Source organism: Desulfogranum japonicum DSM 18378, from assembly GCF_000429945.1.
GTDB classification, from domain to species: domain Bacteria; phylum Desulfobacterota; class Desulfobulbia; order Desulfobulbales; family Desulfobulbaceae; genus Desulfogranum; species Desulfogranum japonicum.
In genome coordinates, this window is sequence record NZ_AUCV01000043.1 from 19,552 (window position 1) to 43,524 (window position 23,973).

Sequence of the window (23,973 nt, forward strand, 5' to 3'; positions counted from 1 at the left end):
AAATCGGACCGTAGTCGGATGAAAAATATCAGCAGCTTTTTGACAGCGAGAAGACAGCAACTGCAAAATATACCTGAAAGCGCGCTGGTTCTTACCTCACGACTTCCTACGCTTAACATGACCTCTGCTGACTCCTGCCCGATACCCCTGCATGTTGCCTGCACGGCGCTGCCAAAGCAGCCACAGCTTGTCGGGCAGTTCTCCCCGGATAAGAACGTGATCTATCACGATGCGACCGCTGCATTTATGTATCTCCCAAACCCAAGGCGTTGTCATGTTGCGCTGACTCACATGGAGATTCGACCTTGTATGCCGTTTCTGTTCGTTGTCCATAATTTTGGAATCTCGTACCTCGCTTCCATGTAATGTGCCGAGCCAATCTATAATCACCGAAGATATGGAATCCCCGATGTAGCAAACCGCAATTGCCTATCTGCTTCTCCAGACTAGTCTCGGCGAGGTGTAAGACCTATATTTCTTAACAACTCTGTTTCGGGATTGATTTCTTGGTTCATCTGCTCGATATTTTTTTCAAAATCATTTATTTGTGAGGTTGTCTGCAACAACGGCTGAAGACTATTTTTTTACCCCACAGGGAAATATTCACTGCATTTTTTATGGAAGCACTCCAGACTGCAAGATGGTAGTCGCTCTCCATACGATTTGACACTACTCACCTGCACTTCTGCTTCCTCCAAACAAGCCCTCGCGAGATCGCTCTTGCTTTCGGCAAGTTTATATGTTCCTGTCATCTCTACGGTAACAGGGGTTACATACAGGGAACATGCACTCATTAGATTACACCCATGCCGGGCGTACATAAAGGCTTCCACGGAACAACTAACCGCGCTTTCGCGCAGTCAGTCGCCCAGGCGTTAGATTGATTGAAGGAAATGATGAAAGAACGAATATCGATTGTTGGCGGGGGTGCTATTGGTTTCACTTTGGCGGCTTCATTACAGTCTGAGGGGAGACAAGTAGTAGTCTATCGAGTTACTGCTCAGAATTCTTCTTCAAAAAGATCGCGGATCATTGTGAAATTGCAGGATGGAACGAAGCTCGTCGAAGAAATTGCTACTGAACGACTTGCACCGACCACAACTTTGAACGGTTCTGTGATTGTCACGGCCAAGGCGTTTGGCAATAGCAAAATTGCTGAGATGATGAGTAGCTACAAAGAGAAATTAGACTTAGTGCTTCTGCAAAACGGAATTGGTGTTGAAGCACCCTTTCTGGGGAAAAATTTCAAAAGTATCTCCAGGTGTGTCGTATACATAACGGCAGAGCGGTTGGAATCCGGTGAATTCACGGCAAGAATGGTCAAGCCTTCTCCAATAGGGATTCTTGAGCAAAACGGTAGCACCGAACCCGGTCTCGCTAAGTCGATCAGTACCGGTCAGTTCAAGTTTTATGAGGAAAAAGATATTCTCAAAGAAGTCTGGATGAAAGGAATAATCAATACTGTTTTCAACTCGATCTGTCCACTTCTAGACATTGATAATGGAATATTCATTAGAGATTCTGGAGTGTTGGCATTAGCCAAAGACATTGTCCACGAATGCGTTCCCGTTGCGGAAACGTTAGGTATTTCCTTAACAGCAGATGAAATTATTGAGCAAATCAAAGCCATTAGTCTTCGATCAAACGGACAGCTCATCTCAACTCTTCAAGACCTGAGGGCAAGAAGAGAAACAGAAATCCAATACTTCAATATGGCAATTTGTAGAATTGCTTCAAGTGTGAAGCCACCTCAAAAACTTGCGAAAACGGAATTACTCGGATTTCTCATTGAAAAGAAATCGAAATTGGAATCGGAAAAAATCAACCGTCTAGATTAACCTGTTTACCAGCATAATGTATGCGGAAATATATACTAAAATTTACTGCGTTTTTATTAATTATCACAATAGCATTCGGTATATTATGCCTTCTAACAGGAAGCAGGTTGGTGGCACCGGTACATAAAAAGATTGGTCCGCCTCCGCCCGAATTGAAAGCTGAAAACATCACAATCAGCTCTGGTGAAAAGCGGATTAAAGGATGGCTACTTCGTTCTGAGCGAAAAGACGGCATCATAATACTTATGCACGGTGTGAGAGCCAACCGGACTGCAATGACAGAACGGGCAAAATTTTTATATAAAAACGGTTATTCGGTATTGCTGTTTGATTTTCAGGCACACGGTGAAAGCAGCGGTGAATATATCACGTTCGGATATCTTGAATCAGAAGATGCCCGTGCGGCCGTCAGCTTTGCAAAAAGACAGTTTCCGCTCCAACCCGTTGCAGTGATCGGGCAGTCATTAGGTGGCGCGTCGTGTCTCATCGGAGATTATCCGATTGAAGTGGATGCGCTGATATTGGAATCTGTATATCCGACAATAGAGGAAGCCGTTGCCAACCGTCTGGAACTCTATACCGGTAAGATCAGCCGTTTTTTTACACCTATGCTTACAATTCAATTGCGGTTACGATTCGGTATTAGCCCTGGTAAACTCAGGCCTGTAAACGGAATAAAAAGAGTCAGCTGTCCGGTTTTTGTTATCGGCGGCAGTGCGGATCGTCATACAACATTACCAGAAACCGAGCGGCTTTATCATGCGGCATCCGAACCGAAGGAGCTTTGGATAATACAAAATGCACGCCATGAAGATTTATATCAGTTTGAAAAAAGCAGATATGAAAAACGTATTTCCGATTTTCTCAAAAAGAATTTAAATGCACATATTAACAGACTGTAATTACACTATAAAATATAATTCGCTTGTTTGTTTGGTACTGTAAAAACGCAGGCTCCCCCCCCCCGGCGCTGCACTCGTACACAAAGGACTTTTCTCTATCCTTTGTGCCGGTGAGCTTGTCGATCATTCAAACTTCGTATGCCTGATCGACGTATAGCACCAGTCAGCACCGTAATTATGTGCTAAGGGTCACGAAAAAAATGAATTATTCAATCTTGCCTGCCTCTCAACTCGGCAACGTCGTAGCATCAAGGGCTCAATACGGCCAGTATGGAAACATTAACGCTACGACGTTACCAAACCGATATCTTACGCAATTCTTGGATATGTATTATTTTTTGCGACCCTAAACAAAATATGGCAGATTTAGTATCGAGAAATAAGGCCAGAAAAATTTCTAATCAAAGAAATCTTGTAGCCTTGGCAAATGATACGAAATGGAAAGAGTTCTTTTCTGAAACCAAACAACAAGGCATCTGGCTGGAATTCAAGTTTATAGATGTAGCCGAACCTACAAAGTCTACTCAATCCTGGGTTCCGACGGGATATTACATTGAAAGTATGGAGTTTGCTCCAGAACTATTTGTTTTCATTGAGTGGGTACGTTCTGACGATAAAACGCTTTTAGAAATAGCAGAAAGGATTGGACTTGTATTTCTTTCTTCGGATAAGAAAGTCACCGTTTATGGTTATAAATAAAGAAAAAGAAAAGTTAGAAAAAAATGGACCAAAATATCCAACAAATGACTCCGCTGTAAAGTCCCTTTGGTAAGTGCTTATTGAGTAGCAAAAATTCAATACAAATTTGACCTTATGGGAGACTGAAATCAGCCCTCAACATGCCATTTTTCAACACCCTTTATGAAGCCTTTTTACAATGAAACATAGAATAAGAGCCGCTGGAGTGATTTTAAGTAAAAACAAAGAAATACTCTTAGTTCGACATGTGGATCATACAGGAGAATGGTGGGTCCCCCCAGGGGGTGGATTTAATGATCAGGATTACTCAACCATTGATACTGTGAAAAGAGAAGTATTCGAAGAGACTGGTTTAACAGTTCAAGTGGGCCCATTACTCTATATTAGGGAGTATTCAGAGACGAGTACTGACATTCATCACATGGAAGTTTTCTATTTAATTACAGAGTATTTTGGAAAAGAAACAATTGATAATCTTAAAGGCTTGGGGGGAGATGAATTTTTGATTAAAGAATTAAAATGGTTTGCTCAAGGAGACTTTGACAATGTCACTGTGTGGCCCGAGGAACTTAAGGATAAGTTTTGGCTAAATCTCTCAACGCGAAATCCTCCTGTACAATACCTTGGAGTTCATGCAGAACCTTTATAATATTTGCATAAACTCGGACCTTAAACGTAACTGATCACGGAGGTTAACAACACAGATTTTTCAATTAGTTATGACTTGTAACTGGTCACAGGTACTTCAGTTTTGGGCAAGCGTAGTTTTTGCAGGTAAGCGACCAGCGGGAGACTCCGTGGAGTCTATAATCAGTTACTCTTAATCGCTTCGCTTCGCGCCAGAATGAGGTATCTGACCGGCAACGGAGCATAGATCATTCAAACTGCGTTTGCCTGATCTGCGCGAGTACCGTTCAACACCGCGATTATGTTTAAAATAACACGCGGGATGAAGGATTGATTACAATGTACTGCTTGTAAAACAGGAATACAATCTTGAAAGATATTAAAATTATAACAGGTTACATGCCGGGCATAATAGGCCGAATAACTGAATTGCATGCTTCATACTATTCAAAGGAATGGAATTTTGGTCAGTATTTTGAGGCTAAGGTAGCAACCGAATTATCAGAATTCATAAACAGATATAATGAATCACAGGATTGCATTTGGTCATTATCAATAAATGGCTCTATTGAAGCTTCAATTGCTATTGATAGTTCCTCAGAAAAATTAAAAACAGCTCATCTTCGCTGGTTTATTGTTTCTGAAAAAGCTATAGGAAATGGAGTCGGCAATCGACTAATGAATCGTGCCATTACTTTTTGCAATCAAATGTCATTTGAAAAAGTTTATTTATGGACATTTAAAGGACTAGAGCCTGCAAGACATCTTTACAAGAAATTTGGTTTCGAATTAGTTGAAGAACTTCAGGATTCTCAATGGGGAACGGTTGTAACAGGACAACGCTATGAATTGTCAATCTCCTAACATAATTAACATAACGAATATGGATAGGTTGTATGAGAGAGGGTAACTGATAACGGGGTTAACAACACTAATATTTCAATTAGTTCTGAGTCGTAACTGGTCACAAGTACTTCAAATTTGGGCAAGCGCGGTTTTTCGCAGGCTAGCGAAGACTCCGGTGGGCTATCTATGCGGGAAACATCGATCGTGCAAAGAGATAAGCGACCAGCGAAAGACTCCGTGTGAAATACCTGTGATCAGTTACGGATGAGGAACGAACCACAATCTTATCCCCGGTTGGACAAGCAGGACAATTGCATGGGTAATTTCAGGCAAACAACACCTTAGCAAGATTGTTATTGTCCCATCCAGCTTTCTAATGTTGTATTTGAGCGCCGATTTTTCCTGCTTGAGTAAATTCAATGCTATCTTAACAGAGCTAGATTTTCAGCACTATGGCCATCTCGACCACTGAATTCGTCCTCACAAAAAGCGGCATCAAGCACCCTATGCAGCTTGTTATCATTGCCCCAAAGGAGATTCTAAATGACCGAATGGAAGTTACCTGATTCCTATATTTTTAATGGCCGCACTGTTAGATATGGGGTTACTGGTGATGGACCTCCGGTGGTCCTGGTTCACGGTACACCATGGTCTTCATTCAATTTCCGTCATCTTATTGACGCCATATCAAAAGACTTCACCGTATATTATTATGACCTTATTGGCTACGGTCAGTCGGATAAATCGCCTGGGGATGTTTCGCTAGGCATTCAGAATCAGGTGTTGGATCGGCTTTTGAATTACTGGGGACTTGAGAAGCCAGCCATCATCGGTCACGACTTTGGGGGTGCGACGGTTCTGCGGACGCACCTTATTAATAAATGGGAGTTCGACAAAATCGTACTTATTGACCCCGTGGCAGTTTCTCCGTGGGGTTCACCTTTTTTTATGCACGTCAGAACCCATGAAGCCGCTTTTGCAGGTGTGCCAGACTACATCCATGAAGCAATTGTTCGTGCATACGTCAAAACAGCGGCCTTCAAACCCATTGATGATGCGATGTTAGATATGATTGTCCGTCCATGGACGGAGCCTAACGGCAAGACGGCATTTTACAGGCAAATTGCGCAGGCAAATTCAAGTTACACTGACGAGGTGCAGCCCTTATATGCTCAGATTTCCAGACCTGTTTTGATTCTTTGGGGTCGAGAGGATTCATGGATACCATTGGAACGGGGTAAAGTTTTGCACCATTTGATACAAGACTCATTATTACACGTAATTCAAGATGCCGGACATTTAGTGATAGAAGAACAACCAGAACAGCTTACAGATAAGATCTTGCATTTTCTGCGGAAAACAGCCCATGGGCTGACCTGACATATCAACGGCCAATCTCTCTCCAGAACAAAGCATGAAAGCATCTTAACAGTTTAATGTGACTTCCTAATAAAAAGCATCACATAATAGGGTAGCCGAGGGAGTCTCTCCCCCAGCATCCACACCACCATGCAAGCTGGTCCGCACTAGGCGCTTCCAATGAGCTACCATGCCGTAGCCGAATAGACTCCGACGGAGTATAGCTGTCTACAAGGATGAATGTGCGAATCTCAAGCCAATGTTCCCAAACACAGGCCATACAATCGTCAAGGGGCATGTTATCCACACATGGCGCTCCACTGTTGGCCTGGAAAAAGACATACCTATTGCATTTTGCAAGATAACGTTAGACAATTATATGAGAAGAGTAACTGTTCACAGTGCACCTGATCTTTCGCGATCAGCCTGACATACGTATGATTCAATACACTGTGCCAGCCCGATTACGAAAATCTCTGGTGCACCGTAACCAGTTACAAATACAGGAAGGTTGCCAGGTTAAGTCACTTACCCCATGTGTAATTACAAGAGAAGTTGCTCTTTGTATCGGCGCACCAGGATCGGAAAACGGTTCAACTGGTAAGGTATGCGGGGTGGTAACGTCTATGGATTCATTGCTGAGACAAACCTGCTATTTCGCGATCGTACATGAGGAAATAAGGAAGGGCGATCTATGAAAACGGATTACAGTATCTGGTGCTTGGTGATCTTCATGTTATTCTCCACGCTTCCCTGTAAGGCTCAGGAGCATCTAGTGTTTTCACGACCGAGCAACCGGTCTGGAGTAGCGATATTATCAGGAGAGCGTATCCTAAAGGAAGCTTATTCGAGACTGGGCATCAGCTTTCAGTTTTTAGAACTACCTAGCGAACGTGCACTGATGATGGCCAATAAGGGAGATACAGATGGAGAATTTCAGCGACTTGCCGGACTTGAGCAAACGTATCCAAATCTCATGATGATTTCTGTTCCAATAGGCTCTGTGGATATTGTAGTCTATACCAAAGAGACAGAATTCGTGGTCGAGGATTGGCAAAGTCTCATGCCATACACTATCGGAGCCGTCAGAGGATTTAAACTGGTTAAAACCAAGACTGAGGGCATGAGCGTTGAGGAGGTCAGTAATATCAAGCAGGCCTTTTTAATGCTTAAACTCGGTCGCGTTGATATCGTTGTGGATAGTATAAGTGTTCAGTGCGATCTTAAAGATTTTGACCCGTCAGGTATTAGGATCTTACAGCCCCCACTTGAACGCCATGTCCTGTATCATTATCTTCATACACGTCATTCGGCCTTGGCAGCAAAATTGGAGGCCGTATTGACACGAATGAAGCAGGACGGAGAAATACAGACTCTGCAAGAGCAAGCCATGCGGGATTATCTGGAGATGTGCAGGCAGTAACCGATTTTCAAGTTCCTGGAATCGACAACGAGGCAAATCGAGCAGTTGTGAACTTGCCGCGGGCTTGTTCACCTCGCTTCTCAGAGTGGTTATTTGCACCGCGAAGTCACTTTGCCGATAAGTTACCTGTTTTCGTGGAAACCCGGTATTCCGCCACTGGCAACCCACGGAGGCATGCTGCCGTTACGCTGATGACTGGGTGTGAACCCCTCCTGGCAGTGTATGGAGGATCGGGACATGAAGCGTGAGTTGAATGTTTGAGCAGTATGCTGGGATACTCGCAAATACGCTTTTAAGGGGAAGGAAGCTGTAAGGCCTCCGACCTATCTCCGGTGCAAATAAAGAGAGAGATGTAATGGAAATAGAATCCACAATTGATTTTTTAAAGGAAATCGAAAAATTTAAAACCTGTGAAAGAGTATGTCAGACGTCAAGTAACGGTAGGGCTGAAAGTGATGCTGAACATTCTTGGCATCTATCTGTCTTCTTAATTTTGCTTGAAAATGAATTTGACAATATCGATTTCTCCAAACTTTTAAAGATGGCTTTAATTCATGATTTGCCAGAAATCTATGCAGGTGACACCAATCCATATCGGGATGATATAAAGAATAAGGAAGAGAATGAAAAACTTGCAGCTGGAAAATTATTCTCAATGCTACCTGAATCCGCAGCAAAAAGCCTCTCATCTTTGTTTGATGAGTACATAAACCAAGAATCACTTGAGTCGAAAATTGTCAAATCAGCTGACAAATTAATGCCTCTCATTCAGAATCTATGTACGAATGAACGTCATTCCTCATACAGAAAATTGAATGTTGAGTACAGTGAAGTCCTGGAATACATGAACAAGTATTTCTCTGGCGGGGTGCTTGAAAAATTTTATCAGAAGCTGATATCGGAGGCTCATAATAATGGTGTTTTTTCAGAGCCTACAGCAAAGGTAAACAATGCATAATAGGCTGTGAAGCGGTTCCTCGATTGCCATTTACCCTGGTTATTGGTCGCGCAGTCGCTATGCCTTAACAAGTTTAGCGTCTGCCTAGCACCAGTTGGGGAATCGCAAAGTGAAGATCACCAGTTAGCAATATTAACAATCCTCTAATGAACCCCAATTGTATATTACTATCACTCTCAAAAATCGATCTGACGGAGACAGTCAATCCTTCTTTTTCATCTCCAACGCTGATGAGCTGGTATTCTCCTGTTTCCAGGGTAGCAAGGTTTTTCCCTTTTCCTGCCGGATACGCAAAGTATAGCCTCCCAGTGCCCCGCCTGCCGCGGTCAGCAATAGCAGTCCCAACGTCATAAACTGTGTCAGTAACAGTAAAGCCCCTACCCCTGCGGCCCCTATAAAGGTTGCTCCTACTTTTATTTTTGCTTCAGTTGAAGTGCGTCGCACTTCCTGCAAGGTTTCTTGATGTGCCTGTTTGACGATCTTTGCTTTGGCACGCTCAGCATTGGTTATGATACCTTCGCGTTCCTTTGCATGGTTTTCCCGTAAACGCAGAATTTCATCTTTGCGCATATGTGCCGCTGTTGATCCCAGCCAAAAAGCAGTGAGTAACCCCACAACCAGTAACGGAATGGCCAGGCGCAACCATTCAATACTGGTTATCCCTTCCAGATGAGCAAAATCAACAGGAAAAATTTCTACAAAAGCCACAGTGATAATTTGCAGCAGAAAGATTCCTGGTAAAAATTTCAACATAGTAATCCTTTCATTCTCTCAGTTGTTCACCGATATCATTATTTACATTTCAAAACGTTATTATCGACAAAATTCAGTCCTGATGGTGTGTGTGGCGCAGCCTGCAGTCCGGGACCATGCGAAAGGTATTGTCCTACGCACCGTGTAAAAAATAGTAGTGAATTTCGTTACTAATTACAATTCAACAAGTTGGCTTTTTTGACAAAATTTCAGATTATAAGGTGGTCAGCTGGCAAAAACGTATGTCTGCTTCCCCTTTCTTTTTGCTTCATACATAGCATCATCTGCTTTTTTTATAAGACTTTTCAAGTTTTCCCCCTGTGAAGGAAACAGGGCGATACCAACACTTGCCCCGATCTGTATACGTATTTTCCCCTGCTCAAAGGGAGCCGCAAGCTGCCCAAGTATTTTTTCCACAACCCTGCCAATAATATCCTGGTCATGCACCTCGGAAAGAATAATTAAAAATTCATCACCACCAAGACGCGCAACCGTGTCGACTTTTCTAACAATACGCAGCAGGCGTTGTGCAACCATCTTAAGAACCATATCGCCAGTCCTGTGTCCATAGGTATCATTGACAGCTTTAAACCCATCAAGATCCAGAAACAGGATAGCAGCATTCCATTTTTTACGTTTGGCAATTGATGAAGTTAAATAAAAACGTTCCTGGAGTAAACGGATATTTGGTAGACCGGTTAAAGCGTCGTGACGGGCCAGGTCATTGACTTCTTCCAGGGTTTTAGCGAGCTGCGCCTGGGTTTCTTTATGTTCAGTTATGTCAAAATATGTGAGCATCCTGCCCCCATCGGGCAGTACAACGCACTGGTATTGCAAGACCTTGCCGTCTCTACAATATAATTCCTTTGGCTCACTGATTCCTGCTTTCACCAATGCTTCCCGCTGTGCGGCAAAATCCTCAAAAGACTCCGCCGCCATGTCGTAGATACCGCTGTGACGATTGTAATGTATGAGCTCTCGAAAGGTTCGTCTTGTGTTTAAAATCTCATCTGGCAATCCCCACATATCACGCAAAGCACGATTTGCAATACGGGCCCGTAAATCTGAATCCATGAAGAGAACCCCATATTCTATGGCGTCCATAACAGCATTAAATTCCTGTACGGTTTGCACCAGTTGTTCTTCTGTTTGTTTTTGAGGGGTGATATCCTGTAAGATAGCAATGATAAAACCGGTGTCCCTGTCAATGGTACGAACAAGATGCAACAGAATTTTGTGTGAACCTGATTCAAGAGGATTGTCGTAGCCGGAATGGAAAGGTGCGATATCTTCGGTACCAGCCCGCAGAAACCATTGTTTGACCTCACGTAATCCGGGGCCGGCAATAAACTCGGTTAATCGCCTGGAGACAATGCTCGTAAAATCCCGGGCCAATAATCTTTGCGCTGCTTTGTTTGCTTCAACGATCTGGCCGCTGATATCCATCTCAATAACTGCTTCGGCCAGATTTTCCATAATTGCGAGATAATGCCGACGTGATAAAAGCAACTCTCTTGTTATGCTTCTTTTCTTTATTTTTTCCGTCCCCTGCACGATACCAAAACGCTTTTTTCCGCTACGGTAATGCTCAATTACCGTCTGAATATGGTGCTGAATTCTTCCCTCACCCCCCTTGGCAATGTATAGATCGGCATCGAGTTGATAAAGAAAGTCTTCGTTTTCATAAGCCACAGCAGAATAAATAACCACAAAAATATCTCGTAATCGCTGGGAATCCCTAACTATTCTACACAGCACCTCACCGCTTACCTTTGGCATTATAAGGTCGGTAAAAAGTATATCCGGCACATAAGATTCCATTATATTGATGGCTTCCAATCCATCTTGGGCCTGCTGAATTTCACACCCCTGCGCCTGGAAGAAATGAGAGAGAAGTTTGATAATCACTGGAATATTTTCAACAATAAGTACTTTATACATGCTTCTCCTCATCGCAGTGGATACACATCCCGTCCCCAGGTCAACCGTAACTGATCACAGACTCCACGAAGTCTCCCGCTGGTCGCTTATCTCTTTGCACGATCGCGGTTTCCCGCATAGATAGCCTACCGGAGTCTTTGCTAACCTGCGAAAAAACCGCGCTTGTCCAAATCTGAAGCACCTGTAACCAGTTACAACTCAGAACTAATTGAAATACCAGTGTTGTTAACCCCGTAATCAGTTACGGTCAACCTGGTTCATCAACATCTATGTCTCCTCTCTCATGGTTGTTTTGTTCACTTAGGGGCGGGGAAAAATTACAAGTATCTGAAATAAAGTGACAACCCATACCAGCTTCCACCCGATGTATGGTTACCCTTTCGTTGTGTTTTACCCGTTCATATAGGCGACTATAGTTGACTGGTAATATTTGTCAAAGTTGCTGAAATAAAAAAATGAATTTCAAAACCGTAAATTCTGTTTTCGCCGCTTTGCACACCCCCTCACCGTGATCATTAATTCATGTTTTACGTTTAAAAATTATTGACAAACGATAACTATCAGACAATAATCGTCCGTGTCTTTGATACAGATCAAGCCAGATTTCATTTGCATTGTAGAGATATCTGTTTCATACAACCGAGCTTATCGCCAGTACATTTATCGTAATTATTCCCAGTTGAGACGGATACACTTTAACATCTCTCGTATTTGTAATGGTTGCAGTGCTCCTGAGACCTTCGTAAGCAGGCTGGGCAACGTATTTGATCATTCCTAAGTCAAACCGATCGTGGAAAATCAGGTGCACCATGAGTAGTTGCCGATAATTATAAAGACCTAACTATCTGTGGAGACTGACATTATGCAAAAAGACAAACCTAATACGCTGAAACTCAAAAGGGTCAGTCGGAGGTTTCGGCTGTTCATGCAGATCTTGATGGCTGTGGTACCCCTGTCAAATGGATTATTCTGGTTATTCCTGAATCATCTTCCCGAATTAGTTCAAAAAGAGGTTTTACCCTATTATTTGCATTTCCCTCTGCCATGGCCAACATTGCTGATGGGTTTCATCGTAACTACCCTGTTGCCCATTGGAGTAGGTGTGTATGGGCTCTACTGCCTGCAACGCCTGTTTCAGCTCTACGAGCAGGGACAGATTTTTCTGGCTGCCAATGTTTTCTGGTACAAAAGACTTTCCCAGGTGCTTCTGCTGTCATTTGCTGCCGGGCTCTGCTGCAGAAGTCTCCTGAGCGTTGTTCTTACCCTACATCATCCTCCTGGCCAGAGGATGCTGACATTGAGCCTCGGTTCTGATGACATAAATATATTGGTGCTGGGCGGTATTCTTGCCGTAATATCCTGGGTAATGGAAGCAGGACGGCAATTACAAGAAGATATCGATTTGACAGTATAAACGATGCCCATACGTGTTAATCTCGATGTGATGCTTGCACGCAGAAAAATGCGTTCCAATGAACTGGCATCTGCCGTGGGCATTACTCCGCAGAATCTTTCCATTCTCAAAACAGGTAAAGCACGCGCCATCCGTTTTGAAACTCTGGACGCCATTTGCAAAGCACTTGATTGTCAACCAGGAGATATCCTTGAATATATTAGCCAAGAAGGAGAAAACCATGAGGAATAGAATGAAGTTCTATTGTATTGCAGCTCTCTGTGTTCTGTTTTCAGTGCTGACCGGCTGCGCTGGTCATGATGTAATTACCAGGACTTTCCCGCAGGAAAAGATTCTTTCTCTGGAAGAGGTTCAGGCTCTTCCAAAAAGAAGTGATCCAAACCAGTATGTCATTGCACTACAAAAAGGCGATGTGATCCCCATACTTTTGCATATAGACAGTGATCTGGTACATTTCGGTCAGGATCATATAGATCTGGTACTGAAAGAGCCGCTCTATTTCCGGGTTCAGGTTCCGCAGAACATGACGGAAGCAGAATGGAAACGCCTGGAGGAATTAGAATCAAGTGATTTTGCTAAAATGGATAAACAGGAAATGGAAGCATTCCTGGAACATTACATGCTCTATGTCAGTAGAGATGCTCTCCATTGGGCTCCTCTCAATTCCATTGATGCCTGCAAGGAAGTGCTTCATATCAAAGGAGGTGAATTTAGTGTGGGGCTTACAACTTCATCAGCCTCGGGAGTCAAAGCGAGCATTTTCCTGAAAATACACCCAACTGAAACCCAATAATGTCAAGGCACGTTGCAGCCGATCTTGCAAAGCTCACAGGATAGGCTCTAACACGTTTTTTCCCTTGCCAGCCAGAAGCTGCAACGTGCTTATTTTTTGAATTCCTCTTTTCGTAAACCGTATTTCTTCATCAACTTATGAAACTGTCTCGTTGTAACCCCTGCTGCCTCAGCACTTTTATTGATAACGCCTCTATGCATTTCAAGCACTCCCTTTAGATAACAACGCTCGATTTCCTCAAGCCCCCTTCTTCGGACCTCTGAAAGAGTCAGCATGGTATCCATCTGAACCCTGCTAAGGTTTTCCTCCACTGCAAAAAGTTCGGCAGGAAAACTTTCAGGCAATAGTACGGAAGAACGTTCAAGAATGCAGGCCCGTTCAATAATATTCTCTAATTCACGAATATTTCCCGGCCATGAATATCGCAGAAAGGCTTCTATTACCTGGGGATGAATATCCCGGATATCCTTTACATGGTACCTGTTAAACTGTTGAATAAACGTTTGAGCAAGACCTGATATATCCTCCTTTCGCTCCCTCAGCGGGGGTAAATTAATGGGAAACACATTGAGCCTGTAATACAGATCTTTACGAAATTTTTTTTCTTCACATAGTCGGTCCAGGCTTTCATTGGTGGCAGCGATCACTCGAACATCCACCCTGGTATCCTGCTCGCTCCCCACCCTTTGCAGGACACCATCCTGTAGCACCTGCAAGAGCTTGATCTGTGCAGCAGGTGTTATCGTCCCGATTTCATCAAGAAAAATAGTCCCGCCATGGGCTATTTCAAACTTGCCCATTCTTCTTTTGACAGCACCGGTAAAAGCACCTTTTTCATGACCGAAGAGTTCACTTTCAAGCAGCGTGTCAGGAATGGCACCACAATGGACATGAATAAATTGTTCATTGCGCCTGTTACTATGGCGGTGTATCAGCTTGGCCAGCACACCCTTCCCAGTGCCGGTTTCTCCGGTGAGCAATACAGTACTTTTTGTTGGAGCGACAGAACGAACATCTTCAAAGACTTTGCTCATTCTCTGGCATTGAGTTTTAACAAAAGGAGCAGCATCCTGGTCCCAGAACTGATCACGTAAATAGTTACGTTCTGACTGTACTATTTGCGAATCCCTGAGCGTACTGAAAACCAACCGAAGCTCTTCAGCAATTATGGGAAACATGATATACGCACTTGCACCCTGCCTTACTGCAGTAACGGCCTCACGCAATAACTCCTGGGAGGTGATGACTACAATGTCAACATTTGGTGATTGTGCCCTGAATGGCTGCAGCGCAGCACCATAGTCACTGGAACTGGCTTGAGAAAAATATTGAAGGATTCGTAATTCAATAAATATGACATCACAACGATACTGACGGAACAAATCAAGCCCTTCCATAACTGAAGAGGCTGTAAGTATTTGAAAACCTGTTGGATATATTGTCCTCAAACTTGCCAGCAATTCTGGATTTTTGCTCACCACGAGAATTTGCTTCATACCATTTCCCGAAAAAGAAGAAATCCAGGTTCCCATCATAAAAAAACAGGAACCAAAAGTTCTCATCACCTTCTATCTTTATAAAATCATGCAAAAGCTGTCTTTTGCGTAAAATATAGACTCACAGCATAGTCACTGGAGAACAAAAAGAGAACAAAAAGTTCTCTTTTCCCACCCACATCAACTAAAAAAACCGCTAAAACAAATAGTTAAAAACAGGCACACTGTTTGCCAACAAGTCTATAAGCTATTAACTTTGACTTGGAGTTATCATGAAAACGAAAAAGTGCCCGATGTGTGGCGGTAGAATCAAAATCTATTACGACCATGAAGCTGGTGATGAGGTTTACTGCGAAGAATGTGAAAGAGAATTCCAACTCATTTCACTCACCCCTATCAGGCTCGACCTAGTTGAACGTTATGAAGATCACAATTACAGGGTAAACGAATATTAAAAGATAATGTATGTAAAAAATATGGTCTAAGCAATGGATTAGGAGAGACTGTGTCGAGACGTTCCACCCTCACAGGTCTTCTTGTTGCCGATCAGTGGGAGACAAATGGTACTGTGACCGGGTGCGCTCTTCTGACCGATGATGAAGAAAAATATATTGTCAGGTTTGATGATCGACTCAATGATATATTGTTGTTGCTGCGTCAGCAGATAACCATTAATGGAACTCTGCACAATGAAAACAAGGACAAGATACTCCATGTCATTACCTATGTGCCGGCAGGGCCTGGTGCATAGGTCAGAGAGGAGAAATGTATCTGCCTTATTTCAGAAAGCAATGTATTCAACAAGATACATTACTGGCAAAGCATACATTCCTGTGTCACAATCCGTTGCGTGGAAGGATAGCCTCCAGACCATGCCCGATGCCCACAACACCATAAAACCAGGAAAAGTCGGAGGATGCTGCACCTGCAATTATCCCCCGACCTTTCTCCGTCAGTGACAGGCCGGCATACCCGTGATCAGTTACCTCTATCCGTATGTAGCCTTTGTGTTCAGTTCACTTCTTTCTCAATATATTCGGAGTATTATTCTACTCCAAATCAAATAAAGGCAAACCGTACCCATGCAATCAGCTACCAGAGGGGAAACAGCAATCCCAGACTGTCCACCTACCCTTAAAAATGTTTTTCTTGTTATTGATTCTCTGGATCTCTGGGCGCCCTATTATTCCTCTGATAGAGTAACCACTGCAACCACGTACCTGCAAAATGAAAAATTAAGCGCAGAACCCCACCTGGTCATTAATCTCTGTTCAGATCTGCACTACCTGTCCGAAGGTTACTATTGCTCTTTGCTCGCCCAGGCCAGGAAACATAAAATACTGCCCAGCATTGAAACCCTTAACAAGCTGGACCGAAAAAGCCCGGTAAGACTTGATACACCAGTCCCCGTTATGACCAACGGACAAAACTCTTTACCGGAAAGCGACACATCTGAAGAATATGTTCTTGATCTCTATTTTGGCAAACCTGAAAATCCCGCTTTCAGCAAAATCGCCAGGGCTATCTTTGAACAATACCCCGCACCATTACTCAGGGTATGCTTCAATCTTAAACGTCCACACCATATTACAGATATCCGGCCACTTACCCTCAAAGAGCTTGATGACCACCAACAAGACCTTTTTGCCGACAATCTTGACCGCTTTAATAAGAAAGTATGGAGAAAACCCAAAGAAAAAAAACCTGCGCGTTACGACATTGCCATCTTTCATGATCCAGGGGAATCAATGCCTCCAAGTAACAGGAGAGCCCTGAATCTTTTTATTTCTGAGGCGCGTAAAATGGGTCTCAACGCAGAACTATTGACAGAAGAAGACGCGAGCAGATTGCTTGAATTTGATGCGCTGTTTATTCGTCAGACCACTGCTGTTGACAATATTACGTACAAGCTCGCTGTAGAGGCAGAGCAGGCGGATATGGTTGTAATCGACGACCCTTCATCCATCATTCGCTGCACAAATAAAGTATATCTAAAAGAACTCCTTGATAATAAGAGCATCCCAACACCTCGTTCCAAATTGCTTTTTTGCAAGAATCCACCTTCATTTGACGAGGTTGCCTCATTTCTTGGCGAAAAAATGGTTCTGAAGATTCCCGATGGTTCCTTTTCCATAGGAATACACAAAGTAGAAACCGAGCAACAGTTTAATGCTAAGATTAAAGAACTTGCTCAACATTCATCAGTGCTCCTTGCCCAGGAATTTCTCCCCACAGAGTATGACTGGCGGATAGGTGTGCTCAATGGCGAGTCTATTTTTGCCTGCAAATACTTCATGGCACGTGGACACTGGCAGATTTACAGACACTCCTCCAACGGAAACGTACAATCAGGTAAATGCGAAACTATACCTGTACACCTCGTTCCCCGATGTATCACAAAACTTGCGGAGAAATCCTCTGGCACTATAGGAAAGGGGTTTTATGGCGTGGATCTGAAAGAAACTCGGCAAGGTCTGAAAGTGATCGAAATTAACGATAATCCATCAGTGGACCATGGCGTTGAAGACAGAATACTCGGAGCAGAGCTGTACAAGATTATATTACGAGAAATCACCCAGCGCCTTGATACCAAAAGAAGCTTTTGACCAAAATCGCCATGATACATCCATCCACTGAAGTCAGATATATTAATGAGAACATTGGTTACGGCCTCTTTGCCACAGCCTATATTCCAACAGGGACCATCACCTGGGTCAAGGACCAACTCGACCGGGAGATAACGCCTGCTCAACTCCGGCAATACAGCACAGAATTACAGGAAACCATTCTGCATTACAGCTATCGTAACAATAGGGGCAACTTTATTTTCTGCTGGGACAATACTCGATACATGAACCATAACAACAATCCCAATACATGCATTACAGCCTATCAAGTTGAAATCGCAGTACGAGACATCCACACAGATGAAGAGCTAACAAATCATTACGGCACGTTAAACATCCTGGAACCCTTTGAACTTCCAGGCCCGGATAAACATATTGTACGTCCAGACGACCTGTTACGCTACAGTCACACCTGGGACATGCGTTTACAAAAAGCTTTTCAATTCTTGAGCTCGGTTCATCAACCTTTACGTGGGTATCTCCAGAATGGGAATTGGGATGAATTATGTAAAGTGAGCAAGGGTGAGTGCCCCATGCAATCCATATCCACATGCTATGCAACACCTATTGAAGAAGGGTCGATGTTTTTATAATATTTCCAAAAGATTGTACCCTTCTATTAGCTTTGACAATTCAAGACTCAATTATCATTAAAAATTCCTATTTGCTCAATAGTAACAACCTATGGTAGATGTTAAGGGATCCTTAAAATATGATATCTACCAGGAACTATGTATTCTTCACCCTATGAATTAATCCGTGAGTCCATATCTCCCCCTTTATCTGCACATTGTAATGATCGAAAGGTCGATTACATCCGCGAACGAGGAACCGGTGTAATCGACGAAGATGTCCTTCTCATGCAGGATAACATCTTCGGAGTTTTTGATGGAGCCTCCAGTATAAATGGCCAACTTTTCAGCGATGGCACGAGTGGAGGCTTCCTTGCTGCACAGCAGGCTGCCGAGGTATTCAAACTTAACCAGGGCTCGCTGCTGGAACTGACAGACAAAGCCAACCGACTTATCCGTAATCATATGGCTACTTTTGCCGTTGATCTCCAAAAAAAATGGAATCGCTGGTCCACAAGTATGGCAGTGGTACGAATTGAAGAGAATTACTTTGATTGGTGCCAAATCGGCGATTGTCTTATCCTCACAATCAAGCGCGACGGCTCTTTTCACATGCTGGTTCAAGATCCAGGTCAGGATGAAGAAACCTTTGCTGAGTGGAAAAAACTGAATCCTTCTCCAGATGACAACATTCTTGACTTGCTTCAAGAAAAGATCATTGAGGTAAGAGAAAAAATGAATGTGGAGTATGGCTCATTGAATGGTGAAAAACAGGCCCTTGATTTTGCCAACTCTGGCCGGGAACCTCTTGAAGGCATAGCGGATATTATTTTATACACCGATGGTTTGTCCCTGCCATGCTCAGGTAATGAGAAATCAGAAAATAGCACTATGGAACAGTTTGTCAGCCTTTACCACCAGAGAGGTGTCGGAGGCATTTTAGAGCATGTGAGGAGCCTGCAGAAAAAGGATACATCCTGTCATCTGTATCCTCGCTTTAAAATGCATGATGATGCTACCGCAATAGCCATTACTTTTCCGTAATCGTTCGTCAACACCAGACGGAGTTCTCCTGAGGTTGCCTACCACTGTGCAAAACCGTTTTTATCTTGTATGGCCAGGGCCGACATGGTAGCGTAAATCATGTGGAAACCCTATCTCTGCCATGACACACGTGCCTGGGACGCGTATGTCTCTTCCCATCCGGAGCTTAGTCCCTTTCTCCGCTACAGTTGGTCGTCCATAATTAAAAACAGTTACGACCATCAGCCATATTTTCTCGCTCTCCCCTCTACCGGAAGTTCTTCTGTCGAAAAATTTTCTTCAATTCTGCCCCTTATATATTTTCATCCCCCTGATGGCATAAACCGCTTGATTTCCCTTCCCTATCTTGATTGTGCTGGGATTTTTGCCAATGATTACCAATCTTTCAGTGAATTACTAAATAGCGCCTTTGCCCTGGCAAGAGATCTCGAAGTTGCCCATGTCGAGTTACGTCAGGATGCATTGTATCCTCTTGCTATCCACGATATAAAAATTCAAGGCTGGGAACACCGTAGCTTTGATTTCAAAGTCGGGCTGCGACGTTTTTTACCGCAATGTTCTACAGTTCTTTGGCAGCAACTTGGCTCCAAAGTGAGAAATCAGGTTCGTAAGGCAGAAAAAAATAGCTGTACTTCCCAGGTGGGAGGCAAAGAACTCCTTGACTCTTTTTATCAAATCTTCGGAACCAACATGCGTGATTTGGGTTCACCGGTCCATTCGTATGATTTTTTCATTGAGATCTTCAAAGCGTTTGGAGAATCTGTCAGGATTATTCTGGTAGAAAGACAAGGAGTGCCATTGGCATCTTCCATTGTTCTTACAAAAGGAAATACACTCTATAACCCTTGGGCTTCTTCGCTGCGAGCCTATCGCCCACTCTGCCCGAATATGTTGCTTTACTGGACCATGCTCTCCTGGGCATGTGATCAAGGACTTTCCTGCTTTGATTTTGGCAGATCCAGCCCCGGAGCTTCAACCTACACGTTTAAAAAGCAATGGGGTGCCGAGAGTCGTCCGCTGAGCTGGGAAGTGTTTTCTTTGCCCGGGCAGGAATGGTATCCGGAAAAAGAAAGTCTGAACCTCAAGGGCTGGAACACCTTAACGCTTGCAGAATCAAATACCATCGGCCCAAAAATAAGACGCTGGATCAGCTTGTAACCATGAACACACTGATTCATAACGGTTTTGAGATCATCATTCCCAAACCGCTTTTTCTTGTTGTCGAAGATGTGGGCTGGTGGCAAGGCCAAGACGGCTCCTCCCGACAGGAGCCATTTAGAACTGGAATGCCCAGAAAACATTGCCTGGCTGACTATGAAGCGTTGTCGTATCTGGCAAAACAACTCTCCATGCGCATCTTACTGGCCATGGTTCTCTGCGAATGGGACTCGAACGATTTTTTACAAAAAGTTGGCGGTGCCACCTGGATGGAAGAATCATGGAACAATCACCTCAACCGGGGGCCCTGGCTTGAGGAAACTGCACACTATCTGAGAAAGCACCAAGATGACCTTGAGATAGCCCTTCATGGTGTTGGTCACGAATTCTGGCAGGATGGCAGGATGTATCGCACAGAGTTCCATGACAATGACTGTTGGATGCGCTCCCCTGAGATCATCAAAACACATCTGGACGCTTTTGGAGAACTCCTGGACCAACATAACCTGGGTGCGTTTCCCCGTTCTTTCATCCCTCCTGCACTTAAGCACAGTTTTGGCAATGGTCCTGATTCGTTCCAGTCAATTCTCCACCAGTATGGTATTCACTTTGTAACCACCAGATTTTCCAGAACCAGAAGATTTTCACCTCCACTTGCCAAGCATATCACCTGGGAGGAGAATGTCCTGGTTCTGGAACGCGGCATGTCGCCAACGCCATGGAATGTTGTTGCAGCCAGTCCTGAACGTCCACTGAACGGGCCTATAGTAGCTCTCCACTGGAGCAATCTGCTTCATCCAGATCCAGGGCGAAATTATGAGGTGGTCAGCAGATGGATAACCGCTATTCGAAAAAGTGCAGACGATGCTGCAACAATCCTGGTTCCTGATATTCAGACATGCTGGAGCCAGTATTGTCATCAGCAGTTGGGACAACTTGTTCCCATGAATTCAGGAATATTGGTGAATCGAAAAAACCTGCCACCATCCTCGTATAAGGTTGACAGGCTTTTTCTCCGGGTAAAACACCCTGTCAATTGTAACTGGAAAGTTCATTCAGAACATATTATACGCAAAACACCAGAAGATAGGACCTTGCTTCTTGAACTGGAGGCTTCAGGAAAGGAACTCTACCTGCAACTGGTTGCCGACTGAACCTCGTGGTACACCTGTTCTATTTTTGCAAATATTGCCGGCCATGTATAGTTGGCGGTTATGGTGCTGGTCATCTCACTTTTCACATCAGGAGCGACTAAACTTTCGTTGATCTTTCTCTCCAGAATTTCTGCAAGATTCGCAGTCAACTTTTCCATATCTTCGGGAAATGGATTATCCACATCCTGCAATGGTGGGAGTTCAAGTAATTGCGCCAAGTTGCTGTCCACACCCTGGAGCAACTCACAACAACCTGGAAGATCAGTGGTTACCACACGACAACCACTGGCCAGTGCTTCCAAAAGCACAAGAGGCAACCCTTCAAAAAAAGACGGTAACACAAAAAGGTGGCTCTTGCCCATGAGATGTGCCAGAACATCCTGACTTACCCGACCATATAGCGTTACGCCACATTTGAGTTTGTCTGCCAGCATTCGGCATTCGGCGTCTTCTTTTCCCGTTCCCTGGCCCACCAGATGCAAATGGACAGGCAAGTGGGCTATCCTTTCCAAGGCCCTCAACAACCAGGGAACACCCTTGGCTCTGCTCAGCTTACCGGCATAAATAATCTGAACAGGTGGTGAAGCAGGCTTTTTGCCGGGAGAAAACAAATCTGCTGTAAATCCCCCTCCAGTAACGGTGATTTGTCCAGAAGGAATGTCATAGAGCTCGGTTATGTCAGCAGATTGCTGTCTGCTTAGCGCCATGATCCTATCAATTTGACGGCAAGGTTGCCCTACTCTATCCCGCAGATGCGGGCAGTTGATAAATTGTCTCAAATCAGTGGAGTGACAGGTTGTAACCAAAGGGAGATGAGGCGCAATATTTCTTGCTATGGCACTCATCAACCAGAGGTGATGGCTATGAATAATGTCCGGATGCCATTTTTCCAGTGCCTCTTTAATCCGACCTGAAAACGCGTTTTCATATTCCTCAATTTCTGCAGGAGTAAGATCACGAAAACGACTGCTTTGATACGGCATAACGTCACTCATGCCAGGTACTGGATAGGACAGATCTCCTCCTGAAAAGGTAACAAATCTACAGGCATCTGTACTAACGTCCAGCGGGACAACCTGGCTATCAAAAGGGACTCCTGCAATCAGGTAATTCCTGTGCCCTTTTTTCTCGGCCATGCGTATAATATTTTGTAAATAAATACCGCTGCCGGTGAAATCAGGACGCTGACTGAGAAGATGAAGTATTTTCATAATCATTTATTATCAGGCAGAGAAAACAGGAAGTCAAGCTGAGAACCATTCTTAAACAGACAAAGTACAGTGCAATTGAAAGAGAGATAAAAAGACGTTAAAGTGTGCAAAATGCATATTGAGAAAAAACAGAGGGATACATTCCACTTCTTACAACCTTCACGTAAATTACCTCAACCATGAAAAGCAGTTTACCCCCCTGGTTTCTTGCCATCCGTCCCAAAACCCTGCCAGCAGCCATGGGACCGGTACTGGTCGGTAGCGCATTGGCACACCAGGCTGACCACTTCCTTTTTGTGCCAGCTTTACTTTGTCTGTGTTTCGCTCTGTTAATTCAGATCGGCACCAATTTCGCTAACGACTATTATGATTTTATCAAAGGAGCTGACACCGAAGAACGCCAGGGTCCAAAGCGTGTAACTGCTTCAGGCTTGATCTCCCTGAAATGGATGAAGCGGATGACCGCCGGGATCTTCTTTCTGGCTCTCATTTTCGCATGTGGACTCATCCCCTTTGGAGGGTGGTGGTTGCTGGCAGTCGGCATCCTTTCCATCCTGCTGGGCTACGGCTACACTGCAGGCCCCTTCCCCTTGGCGTACCTGGGATTAGGAGAACTTTTCGTGATGATCTTTTTCGGCTGGGTAGCCGTTGGTTGCACCTATTATGTACAGGCAGGAGAACTTACTATACTGGTCTTCCTTGCAGGCACTGCGGTCGGTGCATTGAGCACCAACCTGCTGGTGGTGAATAATCATCGGGATGTGGAAACTGACATCAAGGCAAACAAACGTACCCTGGCTGTTCGCTTTGGACGAGAATTTTCCGCTTTTGAATATCGCCTCTGGTTTGCAATCGCGTTGGCATGCACCCTGGCCATAGCCTACATCTTACAATCTGCCTTGCCATTGCTGCCCCTGGTGGTATTTCCACTGGGTATGAAACTCTGGCTGATGATTGGCCAGCCACAAGATGGCAAAGTCTATATCCGTATGTTAGGCCAAACTGCTGCTGTATTAATTCTCTACTCACTGTTGATAAGCGTTGGCCTGTTTCTGGCCTGATATTGCCTCAGGCGACTCAAAGTGCATTGACCGGAAAACAACATTGCAATACATAGACATATTCAACATTTTAGACTGCCATCTTGATAGTATCAAA

The 23,973-nt window shown here is 44.0% G+C and carries 24 protein-coding genes; 20 read left to right on the forward strand and 4 right to left on the reverse strand.

The window, feature by feature from the left end:
• Window positions 1–18: 18 nt before the first annotated feature.
• The 9 genes from G493_RS0117505 (at window position 19) to G493_RS0117545 (ending at window position 8,652) form a co-directional block, all read left to right on the forward strand.
• Window positions 19–366: a hypothetical protein gene (locus tag G493_RS0117505; protein ID WP_028581452.1), complete on the forward strand. Its 348-nt coding sequence runs from the start codon at window positions 19–21 to the stop codon at window positions 364–366.
• 527 nt (window positions 367–893) lie between these two features.
• Complete coding sequence (locus G493_RS32445; protein ID WP_084813631.1) at window positions 894–1,838, forward strand: ketopantoate reductase family protein; 945 nt, start codon at window positions 894–896, stop codon at window positions 1,836–1,838.
• 20 nt (window positions 1,839–1,858) lie between these two features.
• Window positions 1,859–2,740 carry an alpha/beta hydrolase gene (locus G493_RS0117515; RefSeq protein WP_084813632.1) on the forward strand — a complete coding sequence of 294 codons (882 nt, stop codon included), beginning with the start codon at window positions 1,859–1,861 and terminating at the stop codon, window positions 2,738–2,740.
• A 270-nt stretch (window positions 2,741–3,010) separates the two neighbouring features.
• A complete protein-coding gene (locus tag G493_RS0117520; RefSeq protein WP_153306573.1) occupies window positions 3,011–3,439 on the forward strand; it encodes a DUF6678 family protein in 429 nt (142 codons plus the stop codon).
• A gap of 178 nt (window positions 3,440–3,617) precedes the next feature.
• Complete coding sequence (locus G493_RS0117525; RefSeq protein WP_028581456.1) at window positions 3,618–4,088, forward strand: NUDIX domain-containing protein; 471 nt, start codon at window positions 3,618–3,620, stop codon at window positions 4,086–4,088.
• Between the two features lie 347 nt (window positions 4,089–4,435).
• Complete coding sequence (locus G493_RS29870; RefSeq protein WP_051309451.1) at window positions 4,436–4,930, forward strand: GNAT family N-acetyltransferase; 495 nt, start codon at window positions 4,436–4,438, stop codon at window positions 4,928–4,930.
• Between the two features lie 525 nt (window positions 4,931–5,455).
• On the forward strand, window positions 5,456–6,292 hold the full coding sequence (locus tag G493_RS0117535) for an alpha/beta fold hydrolase (protein ID WP_028581457.1): 837 nt from the start codon (window positions 5,456–5,458) through the stop codon (window positions 6,290–6,292).
• 754 nt (window positions 6,293–7,046) lie between these two features.
• Window positions 7,047–7,694: a substrate-binding periplasmic protein gene (locus tag G493_RS29875; RefSeq protein WP_161629851.1), complete on the forward strand. Its 648-nt coding sequence runs from the start codon at window positions 7,047–7,049 to the stop codon at window positions 7,692–7,694.
• A gap of 355 nt (window positions 7,695–8,049) precedes the next feature.
• Window positions 8,050–8,652 (forward strand): HD domain-containing protein, encoded by a 603-nt coding sequence (locus G493_RS0117545; protein ID WP_028581458.1) that lies wholly within the window; start codon window positions 8,050–8,052, stop codon window positions 8,650–8,652.
• A 201-nt stretch (window positions 8,653–8,853) separates the two neighbouring features.
• On the opposite strand, the gene G493_RS29880 is transcribed toward G493_RS0117545, so the two are convergent.
• A complete protein-coding gene (locus G493_RS29880; protein ID WP_051309455.1) occupies window positions 8,854–9,405 on the reverse strand; it encodes a hypothetical protein in 552 nt (183 codons plus the stop codon).
• Window positions 9,406–9,630: 225 nt separating this feature from the next.
• Entirely contained in the window at window positions 9,631–11,346 is a 1,716-nt protein-coding gene (locus G493_RS0117555; RefSeq protein ID WP_028581459.1) for a two-component system response regulator, read from the reverse strand.
• Window positions 11,347–12,208: 862 nt separating this feature from the next.
• Between G493_RS0117555 and G493_RS0117560 the strand changes: the two genes are divergently transcribed.
• Genes G493_RS0117560 through G493_RS0117570 form a run of 3 tightly spaced genes read left to right on the forward strand, consistent with a single transcriptional unit; the run spans window position 12,209 to window position 13,553 of the window.
• On the forward strand, window positions 12,209–12,760 hold the full coding sequence (locus G493_RS0117560; RefSeq protein WP_028581460.1) for a DUF2975 domain-containing protein: 552 nt from the start codon (window positions 12,209–12,211) through the stop codon (window positions 12,758–12,760).
• Between the two features lie 3 nt (window positions 12,761–12,763).
• Window positions 12,764–12,991: a helix-turn-helix domain-containing protein gene (locus G493_RS0117565; protein ID WP_028581461.1), complete on the forward strand. Its 228-nt coding sequence runs from the start codon at window positions 12,764–12,766 to the stop codon at window positions 12,989–12,991.
• A complete protein-coding gene (locus G493_RS0117570) occupies window positions 12,981–13,553 on the forward strand; it encodes a hypothetical protein (RefSeq protein ID WP_028581462.1) in 573 nt (190 codons plus the stop codon). The genes G493_RS0117565 and G493_RS0117570 overlap by 11 nt, the downstream gene beginning before the upstream one ends.
• Before the next feature lie 89 nt (window positions 13,554–13,642).
• Here G493_RS0117570 and G493_RS0117575 read toward each other — a convergent pair whose 3' ends face one another.
• Window positions 13,643–15,049, reverse strand: a complete 1,407-nt coding sequence (locus G493_RS0117575) for a sigma-54 dependent transcriptional regulator (protein ID WP_028581463.1) — start codon at window positions 15,047–15,049, stop codon at window positions 13,643–13,645.
• A gap of 272 nt (window positions 15,050–15,321) precedes the next feature.
• Between G493_RS0117575 and G493_RS29885 the strand changes: the two genes are divergently transcribed.
• From G493_RS29885 to G493_RS0117615, 7 genes are all read left to right on the forward strand, one after another.
• The gene (locus G493_RS29885) at window positions 15,322–15,504 is read left to right on the forward strand and encodes a hypothetical protein (RefSeq protein ID WP_035274994.1); all 183 of its coding nucleotides are present in this window, start codon (window positions 15,322–15,324) and stop codon (window positions 15,502–15,504) included.
• 50 nt (window positions 15,505–15,554) lie between these two features.
• Window positions 15,555–15,800 (forward strand): hypothetical protein, encoded by a 246-nt coding sequence (locus G493_RS0117585; protein WP_028581464.1) that lies wholly within the window; start codon window positions 15,555–15,557, stop codon window positions 15,798–15,800.
• A gap of 331 nt (window positions 15,801–16,131) precedes the next feature.
• On the forward strand, window positions 16,132–17,655 hold the full coding sequence (locus G493_RS0117595; protein WP_051309457.1) for a RimK family protein: 1,524 nt from the start codon (window positions 16,132–16,134) through the stop codon (window positions 17,653–17,655).
• An 11-nt stretch (window positions 17,656–17,666) separates the two neighbouring features.
• Entirely contained in the window at window positions 17,667–18,269 is a 603-nt protein-coding gene (locus G493_RS0117600) for an SET domain-containing protein (RefSeq protein ID WP_028581466.1), read from the forward strand.
• A 138-nt stretch (window positions 18,270–18,407) separates the two neighbouring features.
• A complete protein-coding gene (locus G493_RS0117605) occupies window positions 18,408–19,292 on the forward strand; it encodes a protein phosphatase 2C domain-containing protein (protein ID WP_051309459.1) in 885 nt (294 codons plus the stop codon).
• Between the two features lie 99 nt (window positions 19,293–19,391).
• Window positions 19,392–20,450: a GNAT family N-acetyltransferase gene (locus G493_RS0117610; protein ID WP_028581468.1), complete on the forward strand. Its 1,059-nt coding sequence runs from the start codon at window positions 19,392–19,394 to the stop codon at window positions 20,448–20,450.
• A 2-nt stretch (window positions 20,451–20,452) separates the two neighbouring features.
• Complete coding sequence (locus G493_RS0117615) at window positions 20,453–21,604, forward strand: hypothetical protein (protein ID WP_028581469.1); 1,152 nt, start codon at window positions 20,453–20,455, stop codon at window positions 21,602–21,604.
• Here the strand turns inward: G493_RS0117615 and G493_RS0117620 are convergent.
• Window positions 21,580–22,815, reverse strand: a complete 1,236-nt coding sequence (locus G493_RS0117620) for a glycosyltransferase family 4 protein (protein WP_028581470.1) — start codon at window positions 22,813–22,815, stop codon at window positions 21,580–21,582. The genes G493_RS0117615 and G493_RS0117620 overlap by 25 nt on opposite strands.
• Before the next feature lie 179 nt (window positions 22,816–22,994).
• Between G493_RS0117620 and G493_RS0117625 the strand changes: the two genes are divergently transcribed.
• On the forward strand, window positions 22,995–23,876 hold the full coding sequence (locus G493_RS0117625) for a 1,4-dihydroxy-2-naphthoate polyprenyltransferase (protein WP_051309463.1): 882 nt from the start codon (window positions 22,995–22,997) through the stop codon (window positions 23,874–23,876).
• The last annotated feature ends 97 nt before the right edge of the window (window positions 23,877–23,973 follow it).